The 21,146-nt window shown below is 59.3% G+C and carries 20 protein-coding genes; 7 read left to right on the top strand and 13 right to left on the bottom strand.

Annotated elements, in window-relative coordinates; all coding sequences use genetic code 11:
* Window positions 1-41: 41 nt before the first annotated feature.
* A complete protein-coding gene (locus MDG893_RS12970) occupies window positions 42-659 on the top strand; it encodes a PEP-CTERM sorting domain-containing protein (protein WP_007154245.1) in 618 nt (205 codons plus the stop codon).
* A gap of 123 nt (window positions 660-782) precedes the next feature.
* Window positions 783-1,520, top strand: coding sequence for an oxygen-insensitive NADPH nitroreductase (nfsA, locus tag MDG893_RS12965; RefSeq protein ID WP_040474588.1), 738 nt, complete (start codon window positions 783-785; stop codon window positions 1,518-1,520).
* A gap of 18 nt (window positions 1,521-1,538) precedes the next feature.
* Here the strand turns inward: nfsA and MDG893_RS12960 are convergent, their stop codons facing one another.
* From MDG893_RS12960 to MDG893_RS12950, 3 genes are read right to left on the bottom strand one after another with little or no spacing between them, the layout of a single operon-like run.
* Window positions 1,539-2,933, bottom strand: coding sequence for an efflux transporter outer membrane subunit (locus tag MDG893_RS12960; protein WP_007154243.1), 1,395 nt, complete (start codon window positions 2,931-2,933; stop codon window positions 1,539-1,541).
* Window positions 2,926-6,129, bottom strand: a complete 3,204-nt coding sequence (locus MDG893_RS12955) for an efflux RND transporter permease subunit (protein ID WP_007154242.1) — start codon at window positions 6,127-6,129, stop codon at window positions 2,926-2,928. Before MDG893_RS12955 ends, MDG893_RS12960 begins: the two co-directional genes overlap by 8 nt.
* Window positions 6,126-7,421: an efflux RND transporter periplasmic adaptor subunit gene (locus tag MDG893_RS12950; protein ID WP_244264429.1), complete on the bottom strand. Its 1,296-nt coding sequence runs from the start codon at window positions 7,419-7,421 to the stop codon at window positions 6,126-6,128. The genes MDG893_RS12955 and MDG893_RS12950 overlap by 4 nt, the downstream gene beginning before the upstream one ends.
* A 310-nt stretch (window positions 7,422-7,731) precedes the next feature.
* Between MDG893_RS12950 and MDG893_RS12945 the strand changes: the two genes are divergently transcribed.
* On the top strand, window positions 7,732-8,691 hold the full coding sequence (locus MDG893_RS12945) for an AraC family transcriptional regulator (protein WP_007154240.1): 960 nt from the start codon (window positions 7,732-7,734) through the stop codon (window positions 8,689-8,691).
* A gap of 10 nt (window positions 8,692-8,701) precedes the next feature.
* On the opposite strand, the gene MDG893_RS12940 is transcribed toward MDG893_RS12945, so the two are convergent.
* Both MDG893_RS12940 and MDG893_RS12935 read right to left on the bottom strand, forming a co-directional pair.
* A complete protein-coding gene (locus MDG893_RS12940; protein ID WP_007154239.1) occupies window positions 8,702-10,762 on the bottom strand; it encodes a TRAP transporter large permease subunit in 2,061 nt (686 codons plus the stop codon).
* 25 nt (window positions 10,763-10,787) lie between these two features.
* Window positions 10,788-11,852, bottom strand: coding sequence for a hypothetical protein (locus tag MDG893_RS12935; RefSeq protein ID WP_007154238.1), 1,065 nt, complete (start codon window positions 11,850-11,852; stop codon window positions 10,788-10,790).
* A 291-nt stretch (window positions 11,853-12,143) separates the two neighbouring features.
* Between MDG893_RS12935 and MDG893_RS12930 the strand changes: the two genes are divergently transcribed.
* Window positions 12,144-12,416 carry an HU family DNA-binding protein gene (locus tag MDG893_RS12930; RefSeq protein WP_007154237.1) on the top strand — a complete coding sequence of 91 codons (273 nt, stop codon included), beginning with the start codon at window positions 12,144-12,146 and terminating at the stop codon, window positions 12,414-12,416.
* Window positions 12,417-12,457: 41 nt separating this feature from the next.
* Here the strand turns inward: MDG893_RS12930 and MDG893_RS12925 are convergent, their stop codons facing one another.
* The 8 genes from MDG893_RS12925 to gshB all read right to left on the bottom strand — a co-directional run bounded on the left by MDG893_RS12925 (window position 12,458) and on the right by gshB (window position 19,407).
* Window positions 12,458-13,381 carry a putative solute-binding protein gene (locus MDG893_RS12925; protein ID WP_244264430.1) on the bottom strand — a complete coding sequence of 308 codons (924 nt, stop codon included), beginning with the start codon at window positions 13,379-13,381 and terminating at the stop codon, window positions 12,458-12,460.
* Window positions 13,382-13,702: 321 nt separating this feature from the next.
* Window positions 13,703-14,974 (bottom strand): dihydroorotase, encoded by a 1,272-nt coding sequence (locus MDG893_RS12920; protein WP_007154235.1) that lies wholly within the window; start codon window positions 14,972-14,974, stop codon window positions 13,703-13,705.
* The gene (locus MDG893_RS12915; RefSeq protein WP_007154234.1) at window positions 14,971-15,984 is read right to left on the bottom strand and encodes an aspartate carbamoyltransferase catalytic subunit; all 1,014 of its coding nucleotides are present in this window, start codon (window positions 15,982-15,984) and stop codon (window positions 14,971-14,973) included. The genes MDG893_RS12920 and MDG893_RS12915 overlap by 4 nt, the downstream gene beginning before the upstream one ends.
* 31 nt (window positions 15,985-16,015) lie before the next feature.
* The gene (gene pyrR, locus MDG893_RS12910) at window positions 16,016-16,525 is read right to left on the bottom strand and encodes a bifunctional pyr operon transcriptional regulator/uracil phosphoribosyltransferase PyrR (protein WP_007154233.1); all 510 of its coding nucleotides are present in this window, start codon (window positions 16,523-16,525) and stop codon (window positions 16,016-16,018) included.
* 32 nt (window positions 16,526-16,557) lie between these two features.
* On the bottom strand, window positions 16,558-16,998 hold the full coding sequence (ruvX, locus tag MDG893_RS12905; RefSeq protein WP_040474583.1) for a Holliday junction resolvase RuvX: 441 nt from the start codon (window positions 16,996-16,998) through the stop codon (window positions 16,558-16,560).
* Window positions 16,991-17,557: a YqgE/AlgH family protein gene (locus MDG893_RS12900; RefSeq protein ID WP_007154231.1), complete on the bottom strand. Its 567-nt coding sequence runs from the start codon at window positions 17,555-17,557 to the stop codon at window positions 16,991-16,993. Before MDG893_RS12900 ends, ruvX begins: the two co-directional genes overlap by 8 nt.
* Window positions 17,554-18,420: an energy transducer TonB gene (locus MDG893_RS12895; protein ID WP_007154230.1), complete on the bottom strand. Its 867-nt coding sequence runs from the start codon at window positions 18,418-18,420 to the stop codon at window positions 17,554-17,556. The genes MDG893_RS12900 and MDG893_RS12895 overlap by 4 nt, the downstream gene beginning before the upstream one ends.
* 39 nt (window positions 18,421-18,459) lie before the next feature.
* Window positions 18,460-19,407 (bottom strand): glutathione synthase, encoded by a 948-nt coding sequence (gene gshB, locus MDG893_RS12890; protein ID WP_007154229.1) that lies wholly within the window; start codon window positions 19,405-19,407, stop codon window positions 18,460-18,462.
* A 295-nt stretch (window positions 19,408-19,702) separates the two neighbouring features.
* Between gshB and pilG the strand changes: the two genes are divergently transcribed.
* From pilG to MDG893_RS12875, 3 genes are read left to right on the top strand one after another with little or no spacing between them, the layout of a single operon-like run.
* Window positions 19,703-20,095, top strand: coding sequence for a twitching motility response regulator PilG (pilG, locus tag MDG893_RS12885; RefSeq protein ID WP_007154228.1), 393 nt, complete (start codon window positions 19,703-19,705; stop codon window positions 20,093-20,095).
* 32 nt (window positions 20,096-20,127) lie between these two features.
* Complete coding sequence (gene pilH, locus MDG893_RS12880) at window positions 20,128-20,490, top strand: twitching motility response regulator PilH (protein ID WP_007154227.1); 363 nt, start codon at window positions 20,128-20,130, stop codon at window positions 20,488-20,490.
* Window positions 20,491-20,510: 20 nt separating this feature from the next.
* On the top strand, window positions 20,511-21,056 hold the full coding sequence (locus MDG893_RS12875) for a chemotaxis protein CheW (protein ID WP_007154226.1): 546 nt from the start codon (window positions 20,511-20,513) through the stop codon (window positions 21,054-21,056).
* The last annotated feature ends 90 nt before the right edge of the window (window positions 21,057-21,146 follow it).

The raw sequence follows: 21,146 nt of genomic DNA, 5'->3' as shown, positions 1-21,146 counted from the left end.
TTGGTTCAGATCAACACCGATGACCATTAAGGAAAGGCCACATGAGCATTATCAACCGTATCGCCACGCTGGGCATCCTTGCCGCTGGCCTCGCATTCGCCACTCCGGCAACCGCCAACCTGATTGAAAATGGCAGTTTCGAAAACCCCAACGTGACCACGGGTACCTGGCAGTTTTTTACCTCTGATCAGGTCGCTGGCTGGACAGGCAGCAACATCGAGATCTGGGAAAGTGGCTTCAATGGCGTGAACGCTTATGAAGGCAACCAGTTCGCCGAGCTGAATGCCCACCCGGACATGGACGGCCCGTTTGGCATTTACCAGACCATTGATACCACCATTGGCCAGACCTACGACCTGAGCTTTGCTTACCGCGCCCGCCAGAGCAATTCTGAAAGCTTCATGTTGTCCCTGATTTCCGATGGCAACAGCACCGATTCGCTGTTGAATGATCATGTGACGAGTGGTTGGAGCATCTTCTCAGGAAGCTTCATTGCCAATGCCCTGGAAACGACCATCAAGTTCACGTCCGTTAGCCCGGATGGCACCATCGGTAACTTCCTGGACGACGTGAAAGTGACTGCGCAAGTCCCTGAACCCGGCACGCTGGCGCTTATGGGGCTTGGTCTGCTCGGCCTGGGCTTTCGCCGTCGTCGCTAGGCGCTGGCTAAGAAAACGCTCGACCTCTAAAAAGGCCCCGTAATGATGATTACGGGGCCTTTTTGCCATCATCGCCCGCCAATGGCAGGATAAGCGCTTTCCGTTGTCATGCTGAAGGGCGCTATGAATCCCACCATTGAACTTCTTAAATCACACCGTTCGATCCGCAAGTTCCAGAACCGCAGAATTCCCCGCGAACTCTTCGAGGAACTGATCCGGGCCGGCCAGAGCGCCGCTACATCCAGCCACGTGCAGGCCTACTCCATTATCCATGTGGTCGATCCGAAGAACCGAGAGGCCCTGGCCGAGTTGAGTGGTGGCCAGCGCTACGTGGCGGAGTGTTCGAATTTCCTGGTGTTCTGCGCGGATATGAAACGGGCCACGGATGCGGCTGAACGGGCAGGTGCCGACGTGGTCCGCGGGATGACCGAGCAGTTGCTGGTGGCCAGCATCGATACTGCCCTGGTGGCCCAGAACGTTGCCACCGCAGCAGAATCGGCGGGGCTGGGCCTGTGTTATATCGGGGGCATACGTAACAACCCAGCGGAGGTGAGCGAGCTACTACGTCTGCCGGAGCATGTATATCCGGTGTTCGGTATGTGCCTGGGGTATCCGGACCAGGCACCCGAGGTGAAACCGAGACTGCCACTGGCGTCCATCCTCAAAGAGGATTATTACCAAAGCGAACGCGATCCGGAACTGGTGGCGGAATTCGACACCACCATGAACACCTATTACCAGGCCCGCACCGGGGGCACCAAGGACACCAACTGGTCGCAACAGCTGAAACCACTGTTTACATCCAAGTTGCGCCCCCACATGCGGGATTTCCTGCGTGGTAAGGGCTTCGAGATGAAGTAAGGATGATCGCCGGGATACTTACCCCGGCGCACCTACCAGCGAGCGGTATACATCCACCATCGCCAGGGTAACCGCTGTGCGGCTACGCACGGCCGCATCCCGGGTAGCGGTGAACTCCTGTTCCGCCGTCAGCACCTCGAAATAGCCGATAAACCCCTCTTCATAGCGAGCCCGGGCCAGTTCCACGGCTTGCTCAGCGTTATTCATCGCCTGTTCCAGCCGTTCTTCCCGCTGTTGCGCCCGCTGATAACGCACCAGCCGCGTTTCTGCCTCTTCCAGGGCCTCAAGCACCGTTTGCTGGTAGCTGGCCAAAGCCGCGCGGCTATCGGCCCCTGCTGCCTCAATACGGGCCTTGACCCTATCGTGGTCAAGGAAGGTCCAGTCGATACCGAGGGCAACTCGGCGGGTTTCCGCCGGGCCGGTGAACAGATCGCTGGTGTCGCCGGCAACGGAACCGATCAGCCCGCTCAGGGTAAAGCGAGGGAACAGGTCAGCGGTGGCCACCCCAATGCGTGCGGTGGAAGCCGCCAGGCGTCGCTCAGCGGCGGCGATATCCGGGCGGCGGCGCAGAACTTCCCCCGGACTATCCACGGGAATCGTCGGCAGGGTTTCCGGCAGTGCCCCAAGAGGCGACAGGGTTTCGACAAGCGCCATCGGCGGCTGGCCGGTCAGCACGGAGATGCGGTGCATGGCCCCACGTATCCCGGCCTGCAGGGTGGGCAGCTCCGCCCGGGTCCGTTCCAGTTGGACACGGGCACGCACCTGATCAAACTCGGTACCACGCCCGGCTTCCACCCGGGCTTCCACGATGTCCAGTGACTGCTGCTGCAAAGCCACACTCTGCAGGGCGACCTGATACTGCTCCTGAAGGCCTCGCAGCTCAAAATAGCTGCTGGCCAACTGCCCCGCGATGGCTACCTGGACGGCACCGAGATCGGCACCGACTGCCTCCAGTTCAGCCCTCTGGGCCTCGGTCGCACGGCGAAGACGCCCGAACAGATCCAGCTCCCAACTGGCGGCAACGCCAGCCTGGTAACGCTGCACCCGCTCCGGCCCGGCACCAGGGGGAGACTGCTCAATATCCGCAAGATACTGTTCGGCGCCAGAGGCACTGGCCGTGACGCTGGGCCATTGATCCCGCTCGGCGCCATACAGCAGAGCGGCCGCGCGCTCATAGCGGGCCACTGCGCCTTCCAGGGTGAGGTTGGTGGCCAGGGCATCGTCAATCAGGCGTGCCAGCAGAGGATCATCAAACCCCTGCCAGAAACGCTGCTGGTCGGTTCCCCCAGCAACCATGGTTCGCCCTTCCGAAAACGCGTTCGGTTCCGGTGTCGCCGGGGCCTGGTAATCCGGGCCCACGGCGCATCCCGTTAACAGGGCCAGAACCCCAGTCATGGTGATGACTTTAAGCATGGCTACCTCCTGGCAATGCGTCTTCGCTACCGCCGTCATCGGAAGACAGTGTGGATGTATGATGGCTCTTCAGCGGGTGGCTTCCAGAGAGCTTGCGCAGCGCCACATAGAACACCGGTGTCAGGAACAGGCCAAACAGGGTGACCCCGATCATGCCGGCAAACACGGCCGTGCCCAGAGCCTCACGTACCTCGGCACCCGCACCGGTAGCCAGCACCAGGGGAACAACTGCTGCCGTGAAGGTGATGGAGGTCATGATGATGGGCCGCAGTCGCAAACGGCAGGCTTCCAGCGCGGCCTCTACAATGCTCCGCCCCTGAAGCTCCAGCTCGCGGGCGAATTCCACGATCAGGATGGCGTTCTTGCAGGCCAGGCCAATCAACACCACCAGACCCACCTGGACAAAGATATTGTTGTCCCCCTCGCTAAACCACACGCCGATCAATGCCGAGAGCATGCACATGGGCACGATGAGGATCACCGCCAATGGTAGGGTCCAGCTCTCATAAAGCGCTGCCAACACCAGGAACACCAGCAGGATGGCCAATGGGAACACCACCAGCGCGGCATTGCCCTGGGTGGCCTGCTGATAGCTCAGGTCAGTCCATTCAAACGCCATTCCGGCAGGCAGCACCTGGTCCGCCAGCGCGGTCAGCGTATCCATGGCCTGGGCCGATGACAGCACCCTTGGGTCCGCCTCCCCGGCGATATCCGCTGCGGGGTAGCCGTTGTAACGCAATACCGGGTCCGGTCCGAAGCTCTGGCGGATGTTCACCATCGAGCCGATCGGCACCATCTCGCCCTGGTCGTTACGGGTGCGCAGGCGGGCAATGTCCTCCACGCTGTCGCGGTAGGGGGCGTCTGCCTGGGCGATGACCTGCCAGGTACGGCCAAACCGGTTGAAGTCGTTGACATAGGTGGACCCCAGGTAGGTCTGCAGGGTGTCGAACACTTCGGTCAGGGGCACGCCCTGGGCCTTGGCCTTGAGCCGGTCCACTTCCGCATCCAGTTGCGGCACATTGGCCTGGTAACTGGTGATGGGATACCCCATGCCCGGTGTCTGACTGATGGCACCCTGGAACTGATTCACCGCGTTTTGCAGGGCCCCGTAACCAAGATTCCCACGGTCCTCGATGAATAACTGATAGCCAGAGCCATTGCCCAAGCCCAGGATCGGCGGTGGCATAAAGGAGAAGGCAAAGCCTTCTTTCAGCCCGCTGATTCTCTGGTTGATCTGGGCATTGATCTCCCCGGCACTGAGGTTGCGCTCGTCAAACGGTTTCAGGGGAAAGAACACCACACCGGTGTTGGAGGTGTTGGTGAACTGCAGTGCATTCAGGCCGGGAAACGCCACGGCGTTGGCCACACCTTCGGTTTCCATGGCGATGTCGGTGACTTTCTGGAGCAATTGATCGGTACGCTCCAGGGAGGCCCCTTCCGGCAGTTTCACGCCCGCCATCAGGTAGAGCTTGTCCTGGATGGGGATGAAGCCCGGCGGCACCGCCTTGAACATCAGCCCGGTACCCGTCAGCAACAGCGCGTATACCACAAACACCGCACCGCGCCGGCGCAGGGATCGGGACACACCACCCTGATACTTCTCGGCGCTGGCGTTGAAGAAGCGATTAAAGGGCCGGAACAGCCAACCAAACAAGACGTCTATCACACGCTGAAGCCGGTCCTTGGGGGCACTGTGAGGTTTCAGCAGCATCGCCGCCAGCGCCGGCGACAGGGTCAGCGAGTTAATGGTGGAAATTACGGTGGAAATGGCAATGGTCACCGCAAACTGCCGGTAGAACTGGCCGGTAACCCCGGAAAGGAACGCCATGGGGATGAACACGGCGCACAGCACCAGACCGATCGCAATGATAGGGCCAGACACTTCCTTCATCGCCTGGTGAGCCGCCGCCAGCGGTTTCAGGCCTTCCTCGATGTTACGCTCGACGTTCTCCACCACCACGATGGCGTCGTCCACCACGATACCAATAGCGAGCACCAGGCCGAACAGCGTCAGCGTATTGATGGAATAACCCAACAGGTAAAGCGCGCCGAAGGTACCTATGACCGACACTGGCACCGCCAGCAACGGGATAATCGATGCCCGCCAGGTCTGCAGGAACAGCGTGACCACCAGTACCACCAGCAACACCGCCTCCAGGAGGGTGGCAATCACCGCCTTGATAGAGTCGCTGACGAAGATCGTAGTGTCGTAAACCGCTTCATACTCTACGCCTTGCGGGAAACGGGCAGACAGTTCGTCCATGGTTGCGATCACTTCGTCGCGGATCTCCAGGGCGTTGGCGCCCGGCGCCTGGAAAACACCCAGGGCCACCGCATCCTTGCCATCCAGTTGCGAGCGCAGGGTGTAGTCACCGGCCCCCATTTCCAACCGGGCCACGTCTTCCAGGCGCAGAATCTCACCGTTGTCGCCGCGCTTGAGCACGATGTCACCAAACTCTTCCACCGTCTCCAGTCGGCCACGGGCGTTGATCAATGTCAGGAAGTCGCTATCCGGCACGGGTTCCGCACCGATCTGACCGGCAGACACCTGCACGTTCTGCTCGCGCATGGCACGAACCACGTCACTGGCGGTCAGGCCACGGGCCGCAATACGGTCCGGGTCCAGCCAGGCACGCATCGCGTAATCGCCACCACCAAAGATCTGAGCGTCACCAACGCCCTGAATACGGGCCAGCCGGTCGCGCACATGCAACCGCGCGTAATTACGCAGGTAGAGCGTATCGTAGGTGCCGTTCGGTGATGTCAGGTGCACCACCATCAGGAACGTGGGCGACTGCTTCTGGGTGGTCACACCCTGGCGCCGCACCTCCTCCGGCAGCCGGGCCTGGGCCTGGCTAACACGGTTTTGCACCCGCACAGTGGCCTCCTCGGCGTCGGTGCCTGGCCGGAAGGTGACGGTCATCTGAAGAACGCCGTCCGAGCCCGCCACAGACTTGAAGTACATCATGTCTTCGACACCACTGATGGCTTCTTCCAGCGGTGTGGCCACGGTTTCGGCAATTTCCTTGGGGTTGGCACCGGGGTAGACGGTGCGCACGACCACCGACGGAGGCACCACTTCCGGGTACTCGCTGACCGGCAGGTTCGGAATCGAAATCAGCCCAATGGCAAAGATGATGATGGACAGTACCGCCGCGAATATCGGCCGGTCGACAAAGAATCGGGAGATATTCATTGCGCCAGCTCCTGGGCGACGGCAACGGCGCCTTCTCCCTGGTCGGATTCTTTCATGGCAACCAGCTGCGGCTTGACTTGCATACCGGCGCCAAACACCTTCTGCACACCATTAATGATCACAAGGTCGCCATGGTTTAGGCCTTCACGGATCACCTGCAGATCATCCACCTGGCGGCCAGTGGTGACCTGCCGGGGCGCGACCCGATTCTGTTCATCCACCACGTAGACAAAACGGCGGTCCTGGTCAGTCAACACCGCCTTGCGGCTGACCAGCAGTGCCTGGTCCAGTTCGGCTACGGGCATTTCCACGCGCGCAAACTGGCCGGGTTTGATCAGGCCGTCCGGGTTGTTAAGCACCGCACGGTACTGCAGGGTACCGGTCCCCGGGTTCAGGTGATTGTCGACGAAGTCCAGCTCGCCCTTGTACTGACGGCCGCCCTCACCACCCAGTGAAATGCGCACATCCCTGGGCTGGCCATTGGCAAGCAGCTGCTGGCTACTGAACGCCGATTGCTCATCGGCCTCGAAATACACGTGCACCGGGTCCACCGAAACTACCGTGGTGAGCAGGCTCTGGTCGGCGTTCGCCAAGTTGCCCTGGGTCACCATGGCCCTGCCGGTACGGCCACTGACGGGTGCAGTGACACGGGTGTACTGCAGGTTCAGCTCGGCGGTATCCAGGGCTGCCTGGGCCGCCTGCACACGGGCCCGGGCGCTCATCAGCGCGGTATTGCGCTGATCGTATTCCTCACGGGATATTGCCCGGCTTTCCAGCAGCGTCTTGGCCCGGCCGGCTTCACTTCCGGCCAGATCAAGCTGGCTGTTGGCCAGCGCCAGTTCGGCACTGGCCGCCTGCTTTTGGGCTTCGTAGGGACGTGGATCTATCTGGAACAACAGCTCGCCGGCCTGCACCAGTCCGCCTTCCTCAAAGGCTACCTTGTCGATGTAGCCACTGACGCGGGGCCGCAAATCGACCGTTTCCGGCGATGCCACACGGCCTGTGAATGATTCCCAGAGAGTGACAGGTTCCACGACCACTTCCGCCACATCCACCTCCGGCGGAGGCGGCATGCTTGCAGCTTCATCGCTTTGCGCCTCGCAGCCGGTCAATAAAACAGTGATCGCTACAGCCAGGCCCAGTAAACGGCCAGACCCTCTGAACGGTTTTGCAGTCAGACTTTCCATGGTTTCTCGCTCCGCTATCGGGTTCACCTTGTGGGCGTTCCCGTTTTTGCCAAGTAATCGGTTGGATCGCTTGTTAAGTCGCTTGGGGTACAACGAATTCGACACGAAGCTTATTTCCTCAAGTTAACTTGAGGTCAATAACCTTGAATCGAGATGCGGGCTATGGGTGACATAGCGCCGGTTTATCGGATCGGGTAATGTTTACCCAACGGGAGCACAACAATAGCCAGTCGAAGGAGAAAAGCGGTATCGGGTTACTGCGGGAAGCTTGCCCGATTCTGCCGGCGTGGTTTATGCCGGAGAGATCGGGTTGCCAATTTCTGCGCGGTCATTGCCTGATTCTGCAAAAAGTGCATGAGGACCCGTACAGTTCAGGTTATGAAGGATTATACTGCCGCCAAAGGGAGACCCACCGATGACTGCCAACGTTCCTGAGATTTCCGGAAATCTCACGCTCAACCTGCAGCAACAACTCGCCCGTGTCGCCAGTCAATGGACGACACACCAGGGTATTCAGGGTTCCGCCATTGATGGCTTGGAATTAATACGCTGCGACGAGCCTTCCAGCTGTGGGTCCAGTGTCTATGAACCCTCTTTGTGCTTCGTGATTCAGGGCACCAAGACCATCCAACTGGGTGACCGCGAGATCACCTATCAGCCCCTGTCCTATCTGGCCAGTTCGGTACATCTTCCGGTACTGGGGCGAATTGTTGATGCCTCGGAGGAATACCCCTATCTGGCGGCAAAGCTCAAGGTCGACCCCCAGGAAGTGGCGGAGCTGGTGCTCGAACTGGGCGACAAGGCGCCCCCACTGCACCCGAACGAATCCTGCCCGGAAGTGCAGTGTGGCCTGTGCATGTCGTCGATGGACGAGCGGATGCAGAGCGCGCTCTACCGGCTTCTTAGCCTGCTGGATTCTCCCGGGGATATTCCTATTCTGGCGCCCCTGGCGCGGCGGGAAATCATATATCGCGCACTGATTGGCGAGATGGGGTCACGGATGCGCAAATTTGCCGCCGCTGATTCCCAGGCACACCGTATTTCCACGGTTATCTCGACGTTGAAGGACCACTACGCCGAACCGCTACGCATCAGTGAGTTGGCGGAAGCCGCCAACATGAGCGAGTCTACCTTGTACCACAGCTTCAAGCAGGTGACTCGGATGTCGCCACTGCAGTTCCAGAAGAAACTGCGTCTGCATGAGGCCCGGCGCCTGATGCTGACCGAGGGGCTTGAGGCTGCCACCGCCAGCTATCGGGTGGGTTACGAAAGCCCTTCGCATTTCAGCCGCGAATACAGTCGCCTGTTCGGTGCACCGCCCAGGGCCGACGTCACTCTGCTGCGTGGCGAACACCGGGCTGCAGAGCCCGTTTGACCCCTGAAACTCAGGCGTAGAACAGCAGCGGCACAAACGCCACCAGTACCAGTGAAATGCCCATGGCAATCAATGGCATGATGATGCGCTCGTGGCGCTGGTAGAAGGTGCCCTCTTCCTGCTGCGCCGCCAGCACTTCCCCCTCCCCGACGACCTGCCGCGTCAGCAGGTGGTTCAGCGCCACCGGCGGGCTTAGATACCCCAGCTCGAAGGCGACCAGGGTCACCATCCAGAAGTGAATCGGATGTATGCCACTGCTGTAGGCGATGGTAGCCACGGTGGCGGTCACCAGGATAACGGCTCCGAAGGCGTCCATGATCATGCCCAACACCACCAGGATCAGCACCATCAGCAGCATGGCAGACCAGGCACTGTCGAACGCCTGAGGGAAGGCTCCCATGATGTGGGAGCGTTCGATCACCCCGCCGATACTGACCGACAAGCCCAACAACAGTAACAACGCACCGATTTCCGCCGTGGTGTCGTTGGTGGCCGAGCGCAAGCTGCGTTCCAGGCCCTGGTGATTGATCTCGCCACTGGCCCGACCCTTACGGTTTTTCAGGCTGACATGTTCGTACAGCAGGATGGCCAGCATGATTACCGGCAACAACCGCGGGGCAGAGAATTCATCCATCTGCACATCCAGTGCAAAACGGTACAGCAGTACCACCGCAGTGATCACCAGCGCATAGGGGATCAGCTGCTTCAACGCTGACATCATGGGTGGGAAGGCCATGGAGGCCGGAGCCAGGTTGAACTTGCTCTGACGGTTCACCGTAAGGACCACCACCGTGAACATGGTCGCGGTGAGCACGAACACCCATATACCCCAGCCAAACAACTCGTCCGTGGTCACTTCCCGGTTCAGGTAGGCAATGACTACCACCAACAGGCAGGGCCGCAAGACCACACCCATGGAACCGGACATCGCGGTTGCCGCCAGCGCCAGATGGCGGCGGGCACCGGCAGCGCGCAGTTCACTGTAAATGACCGCACCGGCTGCAATGACAAAGATCCCCGACGCGCCAGTGTAGGCAGTAGGCACCGCAGCCACCAACACCGCTACGACAGCGAGCATTTCAGGCGGCATGCGCCAGGGCCGGAAGACGTTGAACACCAGGGTGGCCAGGCGCGTCTGCTTCAGCATCATACCTACCCACACGTACAGTCCGACGTTGAGGAACATGTCGGACAATTCCATCATCTTGCCCAGATAGATACCAATACCGGAGGCGTGACCAATCAGCGCAAAATAGGTCCCCGATATCAGGCACATGACGGTATAAAGAGGCACAGCCAGGAAAGCTTTGTTCAGATCACCGCCTTCCCTCAGGTCATCCGGCACCCTGATGAGCCGGTACAGGCTGGTGAGCGTCAGCGCCGCGAAACCGGTAATCCACAGGTTATGGAGCAACAGTTCATCGGACGACATGGTGGTGTCGGCGCCAAAACTGGACTGGCGGAAAATCACGCTGGACCCCAGAAGCATGGCATTGGCGATGGTCTGCAGCGTGTGGGAAACCATGTAGTCGAGGCGGGTTTCCATGGCCCGCATGGCAATATGGTGGCGAGTCAGGGTGGCGGTCACCGCGCACAGCATGACCAGGATCACCAGTATGTAACGCTGGGACTCCAGGCCGAAGGCGATCAGGTCGGCCACAAACAGCTCCACTGCCCGGTAGGCTTTGACGCCGGGGGTGAGCTTGTCCTTGAGGTTCTCGTAACTCTGATAGCTCTGGCGGCAGTCCGCCACCGAACGTTCAATGGCCAGGCGAACTTCATCCGGGTCCTTTTCCGACGCTCCCAACAGGGCCGCCATGGGGTTGTCGGAGCCCTCTTTCGCCAACTCTTCCTGAACAGCGGCGTCGATGTCCACGTTCGGGTCACAGGTGGGTTGTACCGGGTCGACCCTCAGCTTGTAGTAGCCGCTCCACAACTGCTCGCCGCCTCGCAGCATCTGATTGTGGATGTCGCTGCTGGTGGAAAACAGCACCACCGACAGCAACAGCAGACAGGCCGGCAGAGAGGACAACCACTCCAACCCATTACGTCGAAAACCACCCTGGGACATAACAGCTCACTCTGGGAACATTGATTTACAGCAGATCGTCCAGATCCATGGTTTCGACCGCTTCCTTCTCGTCATCCCAGAAGGTACCCAGTTGCCCCATGGGCGTCCTGTGCCCGGTGTTCTCCATCCACAGTCGGTCGGAGATGGCCACAATCATGTCTGTGGCCATCGCATCGACAAAGGTCCACTCCTCGTTCGCCGGCGTTTCCTCAATGGCCTGTGCGTGGCTACGGATCACATCACGGAGGCGTTCCTCGTCACCCTTGTTCTGGGCCGCGATGGCGTGGAACACATGGCTGATCCGGACACCGGCTTCCTCGCCCTGGGCGTCGGCAATTTCCAGCCGCTCAAAAGGATCCTCACCCTCTGGCAGTGCGCCAGGAATCATTGCCCAGACCGTCGCACGCAGTGCCATGGGAGCACCCCACCATTTGTCGTTTTCCAGACAACGGGTCGCGCGAGAAACCGTGGAGCCAATATTCTTGGGAACACCGATGGACGAGGTGGACTGAATTTCAGCGTTCAGGGCCTGCAAGCCAGATAACAGGCCTGCCATATAGATGAACTCGCCCAGGTCATCATCGAAACCAGGGCATTCACCCGCATCGGGTTTGCCATAGAAGGCGTTATGGTGTTTCCAGCCCCGGTGATAGCGCTTGGCGGCCAGGGCAAGTGCGCGCTTCTGGCGGATCATGGCGTCTTCCGCTTCTTCCGCGTCCATCGCGCGCAGGGCCGCCAGGCCATCCAGTTCGTGTTCCCGTGCCTGCTCCTCTGCACACCCGCCAGCGGACAGGTACAGCATTACCGCCAATTGATCAGGCTCGCTGGTAACCCGACCGAAAGACATCAGCAGGGGCGCGGTGGCCTCACTCATGGCGCAACCCATGGCGAGATCGTCACTTTCCAGTAGATAGGGCACGGTGTGATTGCGGGAAAAGCCCTGCATCACGTCACCGGTGGTTTTATAGATCATGTTGTTGACGACACCACAACCACTCAAAAGCACACTGGCAAGTACGGCGGCCACTGCGCCGCGGAAAGATGTATTGCTCCGGCAAGCCTGACTGGCAGGTTTCTGAATACTCGTCATAACGTTGTACCTTCTACTCTATCTGCGTTTTTGTTGTTCGGAGCGTTTGTTCAGAACCGGAGTGTCACCAGGCCACGGCCGCACTCACAATCTGTTACGGTTTGTAACCGAACCGGCATTATCGCCGACAACTCCCTGTTTTTATGAGACCTATCCCGCAAATGGAAACGGCGTTTCAAATGCATTCTGATTACCGGTTTGCACATTGGCCCACAAACCGCTATAGATTTGATCAGCCGACGGTGTCGCACCCGCCGGCCAGTGACCAAAAACGACAAAAAGGAGTACCTGATGCGCAAACCTGAACTTGCCGCCGCCGTTGCGGACAAAACCGGACTGTCCCGGGACAAAGCCAGCGAAGTCATCACCGCTTTTACCGACCAGATCTCCGCCGCCGCGGCCCGTGGCGAAGACACCACTCTGATTGGCTTCGGCACCTTCAACATCCGCAGCCGTGAGGCTCGGGATGGCCGCAACCCTCAAACGGGTGCAACCATCAAAATACCCGCCAGCAAAACGGTCGGCTTCAAGGCAGGTAAGGCACTGAAGGACTCCATCCGTTAAGGCGACAACCGGGGCCCGCCCGGGCCCCTTTCACTGTCGGCTCAGGAGGCACACTCGGAACGGGAACCGTCCACCCGGCAACGAATCGCTTTCATCAGGCTGATCGCACGCTCGTCGTAGACACCATCCTCCAGCAATGACAACCGCACCTTACGCAGCATCTTGTCGTATTCGGCAACGTCTTCCTGTGGCGGATGCATCCAAACATCGCTGGGAATACCGGCTTCGGCTTCGGCGATGATTTCATAGGCCTCGTCAATGCGCTTGATGGCCTGATCACGCACCATCTGGCCAGCGTCGTCCGGGAAGCGGTCGCGATGGATAATCACCTGGAAGTTCATATAGGCCAGGGCGTACTTGAACACCCCGCCGTTGGGATTCACGCCCTTGTAGAGTTCCAGGGGAGAGTAAGCAACTGCCGGAGCGTAGGCCAGGTCGACACTGCCATTGTTGAATTTGCCGGCAAAATTGGCCGAGTTGGAGCCCACCACGGACGCCCCCACGTGGCGCACCATACGTACGGACGCGGTGTCGAAATCCAGCGTGGCAATACGCTTGCCCTGCAATTTTTCCACCGAATCAATGGCCCGATCCCGGGTATGGAGATACACCGCGCCACCGGGGAACACACCAGCCACTTCGTAGTCACCGTCAATCAGGAACGGGCGCGCCTTTTCCTGGCTGAGGGTGTTGTAAAGCAGCCGCATTTCCTCTTCACCGGGCACAGCGCCCATCGCTTCCAGGGTGCCGGTAAATTTGTTGAACTCGCGGGCACGGGTACCTGTCAGCAGGACGGCGTCACATTGGCCGGCCTTGAAGTCCTCGGCCGCCACTTTCTCGTCGGTATAGGCACGCAGGTCCAACTTGATGCCTTGCTTCAGGGCAATGGGCTGAAAGGTTTTGGTAATGGCAAACAGGGGGCCGTTGGCACCAACCGGATCAAACACACAGAAGCTTCGCTCCATGATGTCCGATTCCGCCTGGACGAACGGCGACAACGCAAGAGCGGCACACAGGGCTGCCACCGCAGTGGCCTTTCGCGGGAGGTTGACTGATTTCACGGGGATGACTCCTGAATTATTATTGTTGGGCGACGGCACATCCACATGTGCACAGGTCACCGCATTCCTTCGCCGAGACTAGGCCGGCGACGGTAAGAATACGTTGGCACAGGTGCCTGTCTTCAAGGGCTCTGGGGCAAAAAGATAAGGAACTGTGACGGGCTCGACAGAGGTTACGCAACCTCTGCCACACTTTGCCGATGTGAAGCGATATGAAGACGGGAGCTACAGGTCAGATTGGGGCCATGCCTGCCGCCCGTCGCACAGAGTCAGTCGAACCACGCCTGGAAGTGTCTTTCCTGGCAGCGGCACATGACGCCCAACGGAGCTGAGGCTGCTGTCACCAGGAACCCAGGTGGCATCGGGATCAAACACACACAGATCTGCAACCGTACCCTCCCGGAGCTCGGCAGTACGGCCAATCACCCCAGCCGGGCCGCTGGTCAGCGCTCGAATCAGACTTGCCATGTCCAGCTCGCCGCGTTCGACCAGCAGCAACCCCATGGACAAGGTGCTTTCAATGGTGGACAGACCGGGTTCCGTGGCTGCCAGAGGTGCCTGTTTTGCAGCAGAATCATGGGGCTGGTGCTGGCTGGTGATGGCGTCGATCACGCCATCCCGCACACCGCCCAGCAACGCCTGGCGGTCCTTTTCGGAACGCAGTGGCGGTCGCACGTGATAGCGGCTGTCGAATCCCGACAGGGCTTCTTCGGTGAACATCAACTGGTGCATGGCCACATCGGCGGTCACCGCAATGCCGCGCTTGCGGGCATCAGCCAGCATTTCCACGCTGCGAGCACAGGAGAGCTGGCCAAGATGCAGCCGAACTCCGGTTTCCTCCGCCAGCAACAGCATTTCCATGATCGCGGCGGTTTCCGCCACCTCCGGGATGCCCAGCAGGCCCAGCCGCGAAGCCACCAGGCCGTCGTGGGCGTAGCCGTCCGCCGCCAGCGCCTGGTTCTCGGGGCTGAACATTACCGTCAGGCCAAATGTCCGGGCGTAGGCCATACAGCGGCGCAACACCCTGGCGTTTTTTACCGGGCGGGCGCCGTTGCCCAGGGCAATACAGCCTGCACCCGCCAGGCCCGCCATGTCACTCAGCAGGTCGCCTTCCAGGCCACGGGTTATTGCGCCAACCGGCAATACCCGAACCGAAGAGCGCTTCGCGGCCACGTCCAGGATCAGGTTAGTCACCGCGCCGGAATCATTGACCGGCGACGTATCCGGCGAGGCACACAGGGTTGTGAAGCCGCCATGAGCGGCGGCGAGGCTTTCCGAGGCAATATTGCCTTTCTGACCGTTGCCCGGCTCCCGCAGGTTACAGCACAGATCCACAAATCCGGGTGTCAGGAGGCAGCCTGTGGCGTCGAAATCGTGGTCGGCGGGTTCCTTCCCGGCCGCATCACCCAGGGCGACGATACGCCCGTTACGGACCAGTATGGTGGTTTCGGCATTGGTGTCGGCCAGGCGGCCACCGACAATCTTAAGGCTGCTCATCCCTGGGCCCTCCCCGCCAGCTTGCGACTGCGCTCGGCCATCTGACCTCCCATGGCCATGGACATCACCGCCATACGAATGGCGATACCATTGGTGACCTGATTAAGGATTACGGATTGCGGCCCATCGGCCACCGCGGACTCGATTTCCACACCCCGGTTGATCGGCCCCGGGTGCATGACGATGCACTCGGGGTGAGCCAACGCCAACTTTTCCTGATTCAGGCCATAGAGCCGGTAAAACTCGCGTTCGCTGGGTAACAGTGCGCCTTCCATACGCTCTTTCTGAAGACGCAGCATGATCACCACATCCAGATCTTTCATGCCCCGGGTCATGTCGTACTCCACGGTGCACCCCAGGCTTTCGACGTCCCTTGGCAACAAGGTGGCAGGCGCAATCACGCGCACTTCAGCGGCGCCCAGTTCATTCAGGGCGCGAATCTGGGAACGGGCCACCCGCGAGTGCAGCACATCACCGACAATCGCCACTTTCAAACCTTCAAATCCGCCCTTGTGCTGGCGAATGGTGAGCATGTCCAACATGGCCTGGGTTGGATGGGCGTGGCGGCCGTCGCCGGCATTGATAATGGCCACTCCAGGGGTCACGCTCTCGGCGATAAAGTGGGGCGCGCCACTCTGGGAATGACGCACCACGAACATGTCGCTGGCCATGGCTTCCAGATTCAGTAGCGTGTCCGACAAGGATTCACCCTTGGACGTGGCAGACGTGTTGATGTCCAGGTTGAGCACGTCGGCCGACAGCCGTTTGGCAGCCAACTCGAAGGTGCTGCGGGTACGGGTACTGGATTCGAAGAACAGGTTGACCACGGTGCGGCCACGCAGCAACGGCACCTTCTTGATACTGCGCTCTCCCACTTCGATAAACGAATCCGCAGTATCCAGGATTTCCGTCAGTAGAGCGCGATTCAAGCCGTCGAGGGTCAGGAAATGGCGTAACTGGCCATCTGCGGTCAGCTGCAGGGAGTTTTTTGAGGGATCGGTTGCCGTCATGGGTCGCCTGTTGGTGTTATGCGTTCGCTGATTAGTGGCCTGTTTCCTGAAGTTCTATGTGCAGTGGGTCCGGCCCGCGCAGTTTGACGCGCTGATGCGACTGCAGGGCAAGCACCCGCCCGGTCACATCCGGCTGCACGGGCAGTTCCCGAGCGCCCAGATCCACCAACGTGGCGAGGATGATACTCGCCGGCCGGCCATAATCGAAAATTTCGTTCATGGCCGCACGAATGGTTCGGCCACTCATGATCACGTCATCGATCAGGATGATGTCTCGGTCTTCGGTACTGAACGGCAGGCTCGACGGCTTCACTTTCGGGTTCAGTCCAATGCGGCTGAAGTCGTCACGGTAGAAGGAAATATCCAACTCACCCCAGGGTTCCTGGAGCCCCAGGCGCTTACTCATGACATCCGCCAGCCAGACACCACCGGTGCGAATGCCAATCAGTGCCGGAGAGGTTACTCCCCGCTCTTCCAGCTTCTCGCGCAGGCCAGCTTCCAGGTCATCCAGCAGCCGGTCGATTTCAAGCAATGCAGTCATTTAAATCCCCATAGTCAGCAACCCGGACCCGGTCATGACGAGCGGGACTCCTGCTGGTGAAACCAGGTTTCCAGAATCAGAACGGCGGCGCGGTCATCGACGCCATCGCGGCCGAAATCACGGCTGCCGCCGGACGCCATGACATCGCCCTTGGCCTCAAAACTGGTGAGACGTTCGTCCACCATTTCCACTTCAACGTGAAAGCGACCGTGCAGGCGTTTGCCAAACTTGCGAGCCCGTGCGCACATGTCATTTTCCGTGTCATCCATGTTCAGGGGCAGGCCGACCAGTACCCGGTCCGGCTGCCATTCTTTCAGTAGCCGACCAATCTGGTCCCAGTCAGGAACTCCATCACGGGCCGGCAGCATGGTCAGAGGCTTGCCGGTGCCCAGCATTTCCTGACCACTGGCCACACCGATTCGCCGGGTGCCGAAATCAAACGCCATTACCCGACGGTTTCCAGCCTCAGGCATGGCCCACAAACTCACTGAGCTGGTTGAGGTCGATGCCAATGAGCTTCAGCACAGCCTGATACCGGTCCTCCCAGGGTGTCCTGAACAGGACATCTGCGGTGGCGGGACAGGTCAGCCAGGCGTTGCTGGAAAGCTCTTCTTCCAGCTGCCCCTCACTCCAGCCCGCATAACCCAGGCACACCAGGTAACTCCTAGGCCCCCGACCTGCACCGATGTCCGACAGCACGTCACGGGAGGTGGTCAGCAGAATGTCGTCAGCCACCTGCGCAGTGTTCTGCCAGCCGGCGTCCGGGGAATGCAGCACAAACCCGCGCTCGGGCTGAACCGGGCCACCTCCGTATACCGGCACGTCCAGCTCGCCACCGTCCATGTCCAGCTGTTCCAGAATTTCCCCCAGGTGGATATCCAGGGGGTGGTTCACCGTCAGCCCAAGGGCGCCTTCATCCGAATGCTCGCACAGATAGATCACCGCACCGTGAAAACGTGGGTCCTGCAAATACGGAGACGCCACCAGAAACTGGTGCCGCAGGCTATGTGGAGAGTGTTTTGATGCTGTCATCCCGATGTCAGCCCCCGCCGTTCGAATACCCAGGTGCGGATAATTTCCAGTTCGTCGACATTCTCGCGCATTTCATCCGGAAAAGGCGCGAAAGGCGCGGCCATTCTCACGATGCGTATTGCCGCATCATCAAGCACGCTACTGCCGGATGATTCGAGTATAGCCAGTTCCTTTATTGTGCCATCCTTCTTCATGGAAACCAGCATCCGCAGGGTGCCATAGATTCCAGCTCGCCTGGCCTCGGTAGGATAGTTGATATTGCCAACACGGGTTACCTTGCTGACCCAATTCTGAACGTACCAGGCGTTGGTTGATTTCAACGTCGAGGCTGCGGTAACACGCATGACCCGGGGCTTCTTGGCGTAGGCCCTGCGTTGCTGATCAAACCGCGCCTCCAGACTGGCAATTTCCAGGCTCCGCTCCATCAGGCTTTTCTTTTCCTTTACCGGTAGCGGCTCATCCGATGTTGGTTCCGCTGTTGAAGGCTCCGACACCTGGCGCTCATTCTTAGCCTCGGTTTGTACCACCGGCTGTTCCTGTTGTTGCCTGGGCTCAACACGGGACGGAGGTTCCGGCTGCACCTCAGCGATCTCCGGCTGGCTGACGTCGGAGGGCTGCGGCGTGGTCATTTCCACCGGCTCCTCCTCGGTACCACTGCCTTTCTGGCTGGTCTGGGCCAGGAAATCGGCCTTCTCAGGGTCGGTTTCGTCGTCAAACTGGGAAAGGGTGATTTCCATGGTCTGGGCTGAAGAGCGCGGGGACTCCGGTGCGAAGGTAATACCCAGCACCACGATGGCATGGAGCGCCAGCGCCATGAAGAGCGTGAACGAAAACCGATCGAAATCGCTGACCTGTACTGCCATTCCTGCTGTTTACCCTCGGTTAGACCTGGCCGGAACCCATTATTTCAGACGGCGCTCGATGGCATCCAGCAGTTGACTGGAAATATCGATGCCATAGGCCGCATCCAGTTCCCGGATACAGGTGGGGCTGGTGACATTGATTTCAGTGAGGTAGTCACCGATGACGTCGATGCCGACAAAAATGAGCCCTTTTTCCTTGAGCACTGGCGCCACACGGTCACAGATTTCCCGATCGCGCACCGTGAGCTCACGACCTTCCCCTCGCCCTCCGGCGGCCAGGTTCCCCCGATTTTCACCCTGCGAGGGGATACGCGCAAGCGCGTAGGGAATCGGCTCGCCATCGATCAGCAGGATGCGTTTGTCGCCCTGCTTGATCTCGGGGATGTATTTCTGCGCCATGGCCTGGTGGGCACCATAGTTGGTCAGGGTTTCAATAATAACCCCGAGGTTGTCGTCGTTTTCCTTGACCCGGAAGATGGAGCGCCCGCCCATGCCATCCACCGGTTTCATGATGACGTCACCATGCTCGGCGTAGAATTCCTTCAGTCGTTCAGCCGAGCGGGTAACGATCAACGGCGGCGTGCAGTCCTCAAACTGGGCGGCGAACAGCTTTTCGTTACAATCCCGCAGTGTGGAGGCCGGGTTGACCACCAGCGCGCCCTGCTGCTCGGCGATTTCCAGAATGAACGTGGCCATCAGGAACTCCCGGTCCACCGGTGGGTCCTGTCGCATCAGGATGACGTCGAGATCCCCCAGTGCCCGGTCCTGTGTGCCACCGAAGCCGAACCAGTCTTCCGGGTCCGGGCGTACGGTCAGGTCACGGGTTCGCGCCCTCGCCTGCCCGCCTTTCAGGTACAGGTCCGGCAGCTCCATATACTCAATTTCCCAGCCCCGCTTCTGCGCCGCCAGCAACATGGCCAGAGAGCTGTCTTTTTTGAAATGGATCTTTTCGATGGGGTCCATCACGATGCCAAGTCGGACTGTCATAATGCCTCGCCAGTTAAAAGGTTGAAAACACGAACCGGTCTGCAGAGCGATCCTGGGAATAAGTGCTATGCTGTGGACACAGATGGTATTGTACCCGAGCCGCGAATGCATCCGGAGAAATCCCGTATCAATTACGTGACTTTCCGGGCAGAAGTACATTTGGTCACAAAGTTATACTTTTTATCCGGCCGCCAATACTCTATAAATGAGCGGGATTTATAGAACATCGTTAATGTTTGTGTTAAAAACCCCGGTTGAAAATAACGACAGTCGCTGAGCGCAAGGCAGTTGGACAATGGATGACAACTTCGAGAATCTGAAGATTATGGTGATCGACGACAGCAAGACCATTCGTCGCACCGCCGAAACCCTTCTTAAGAAAGTCGGTTGCGAAGTCATTACCGCAACGGATGGCTTTGACGCTCTGGCGAAAATTGCCGATTCCCAGCCCAATATCATTTTCGTCGATATCATGATGCCCCGGCTGGACGGCTACCAGACCTGCGCACTGATCAAGAACAACTCCTCTTTCAAAAAGACGCCGGTCATCATGCTCTCCAGTAAAGACGGACTGTTCGACAAGGCCAAAGGCCGGATTGTCGGGTCAGACCAGTACCTGACCAAACCGTTCAGCAAGGACGAGCTTCTAAACACGATTCGCCAGTATGTTCCCCAGGCGGAACAATAAACCTGCTGAAGCAAAGAACTATTGAGGACACCATGGCCCGCATTCTGATTGTTGATGATTCCCCGACCGAGGTTAAGAAAATCTCGACCATTCTGGAAAAGCACAAGCACGAAGTGCTGACTGCTGACAACGGCGCAGACGGCGTTGCCAAGGCACGCGCCGAAACACCGGATCTGGTCCTTATGGACGTCGTTATGCCCGGCCTGAACGGCTTCCAGGCAACTCGTCAACTGACCCGCGCCCCGGAAACCGCTTCCATCCCGGTGGTGATTGTCACCACCAAGGATCAGGAAACGGACCGCGTATGGGGAACACGCCAGGGTGCAAAGGGTTACCTCGTAAAACCTGTCGTTGAAGACGACCTGATCAAAACAATCAATAGCCTGATTGCCTGATCCCCAACCGTGGAGTAAGCATGTCCGCCCAGGCCGCCCCTTTTGCCGTTCTGACGGATATCGCCCGACGCAGCCGCGCCATGGCTGCCGGTCTGCCGGAACAACAGGAAGCCGTTGAACTCTGGAACGGAATCGGCTTTGTTCTGGCGGGTGAGCGTTACGTAGCGCCCATGGGTGAAGTCACTGAAATTCTCCATGTCCCCCGCTATACCCATATACCGGGGGTTCATCCGTTTATGATGGGCGCCGCCAACGTACGTGGCCGCCTCCTGCCACTGGTCGATCTTGCCGGTTTTTTTGAAGTTCCCCGTTCTTCACGCAGCACCCGCGAACGCAGGGTGCTGGTTGTCGAACAGGGCGACGTATTCAGTGGCCTGGTGGTCGATAGCGTCTCAGGCATGCAGTATTTCGCAGTGGACAGCTTCGTGGCATCGCCACAGGATGTGCCTGCAAGCGTTCAGCCGTTTGTGAATGGCGGCTACGAGCGTAACGAGGAAGTCTGGAAAGTGTTTTCCGCCGCCGAGCTTCTTGGCGACGAACGCTTCCTGGATGTAGCGCAATGGTAAGGGTGGTGACATTGGCAGGAACATCTTCCCGCCTGCCCAACGCCCGCAGAAACAAACTTGCCACTATTACGAAGAGGCCGGGAGCCAGAA

The sequence above is a fragment of the Marinobacter algicola DG893 genome, assembly GCF_000170835.1.
GTDB classification, from domain to species: domain Bacteria; phylum Pseudomonadota; class Gammaproteobacteria; order Pseudomonadales; family Oleiphilaceae; genus Marinobacter; species Marinobacter algicola.
The sequence above is the reverse complement of the archived record's forward strand: the minus strand, read 5'-3'. Positions and strand labels throughout refer to the sequence as shown.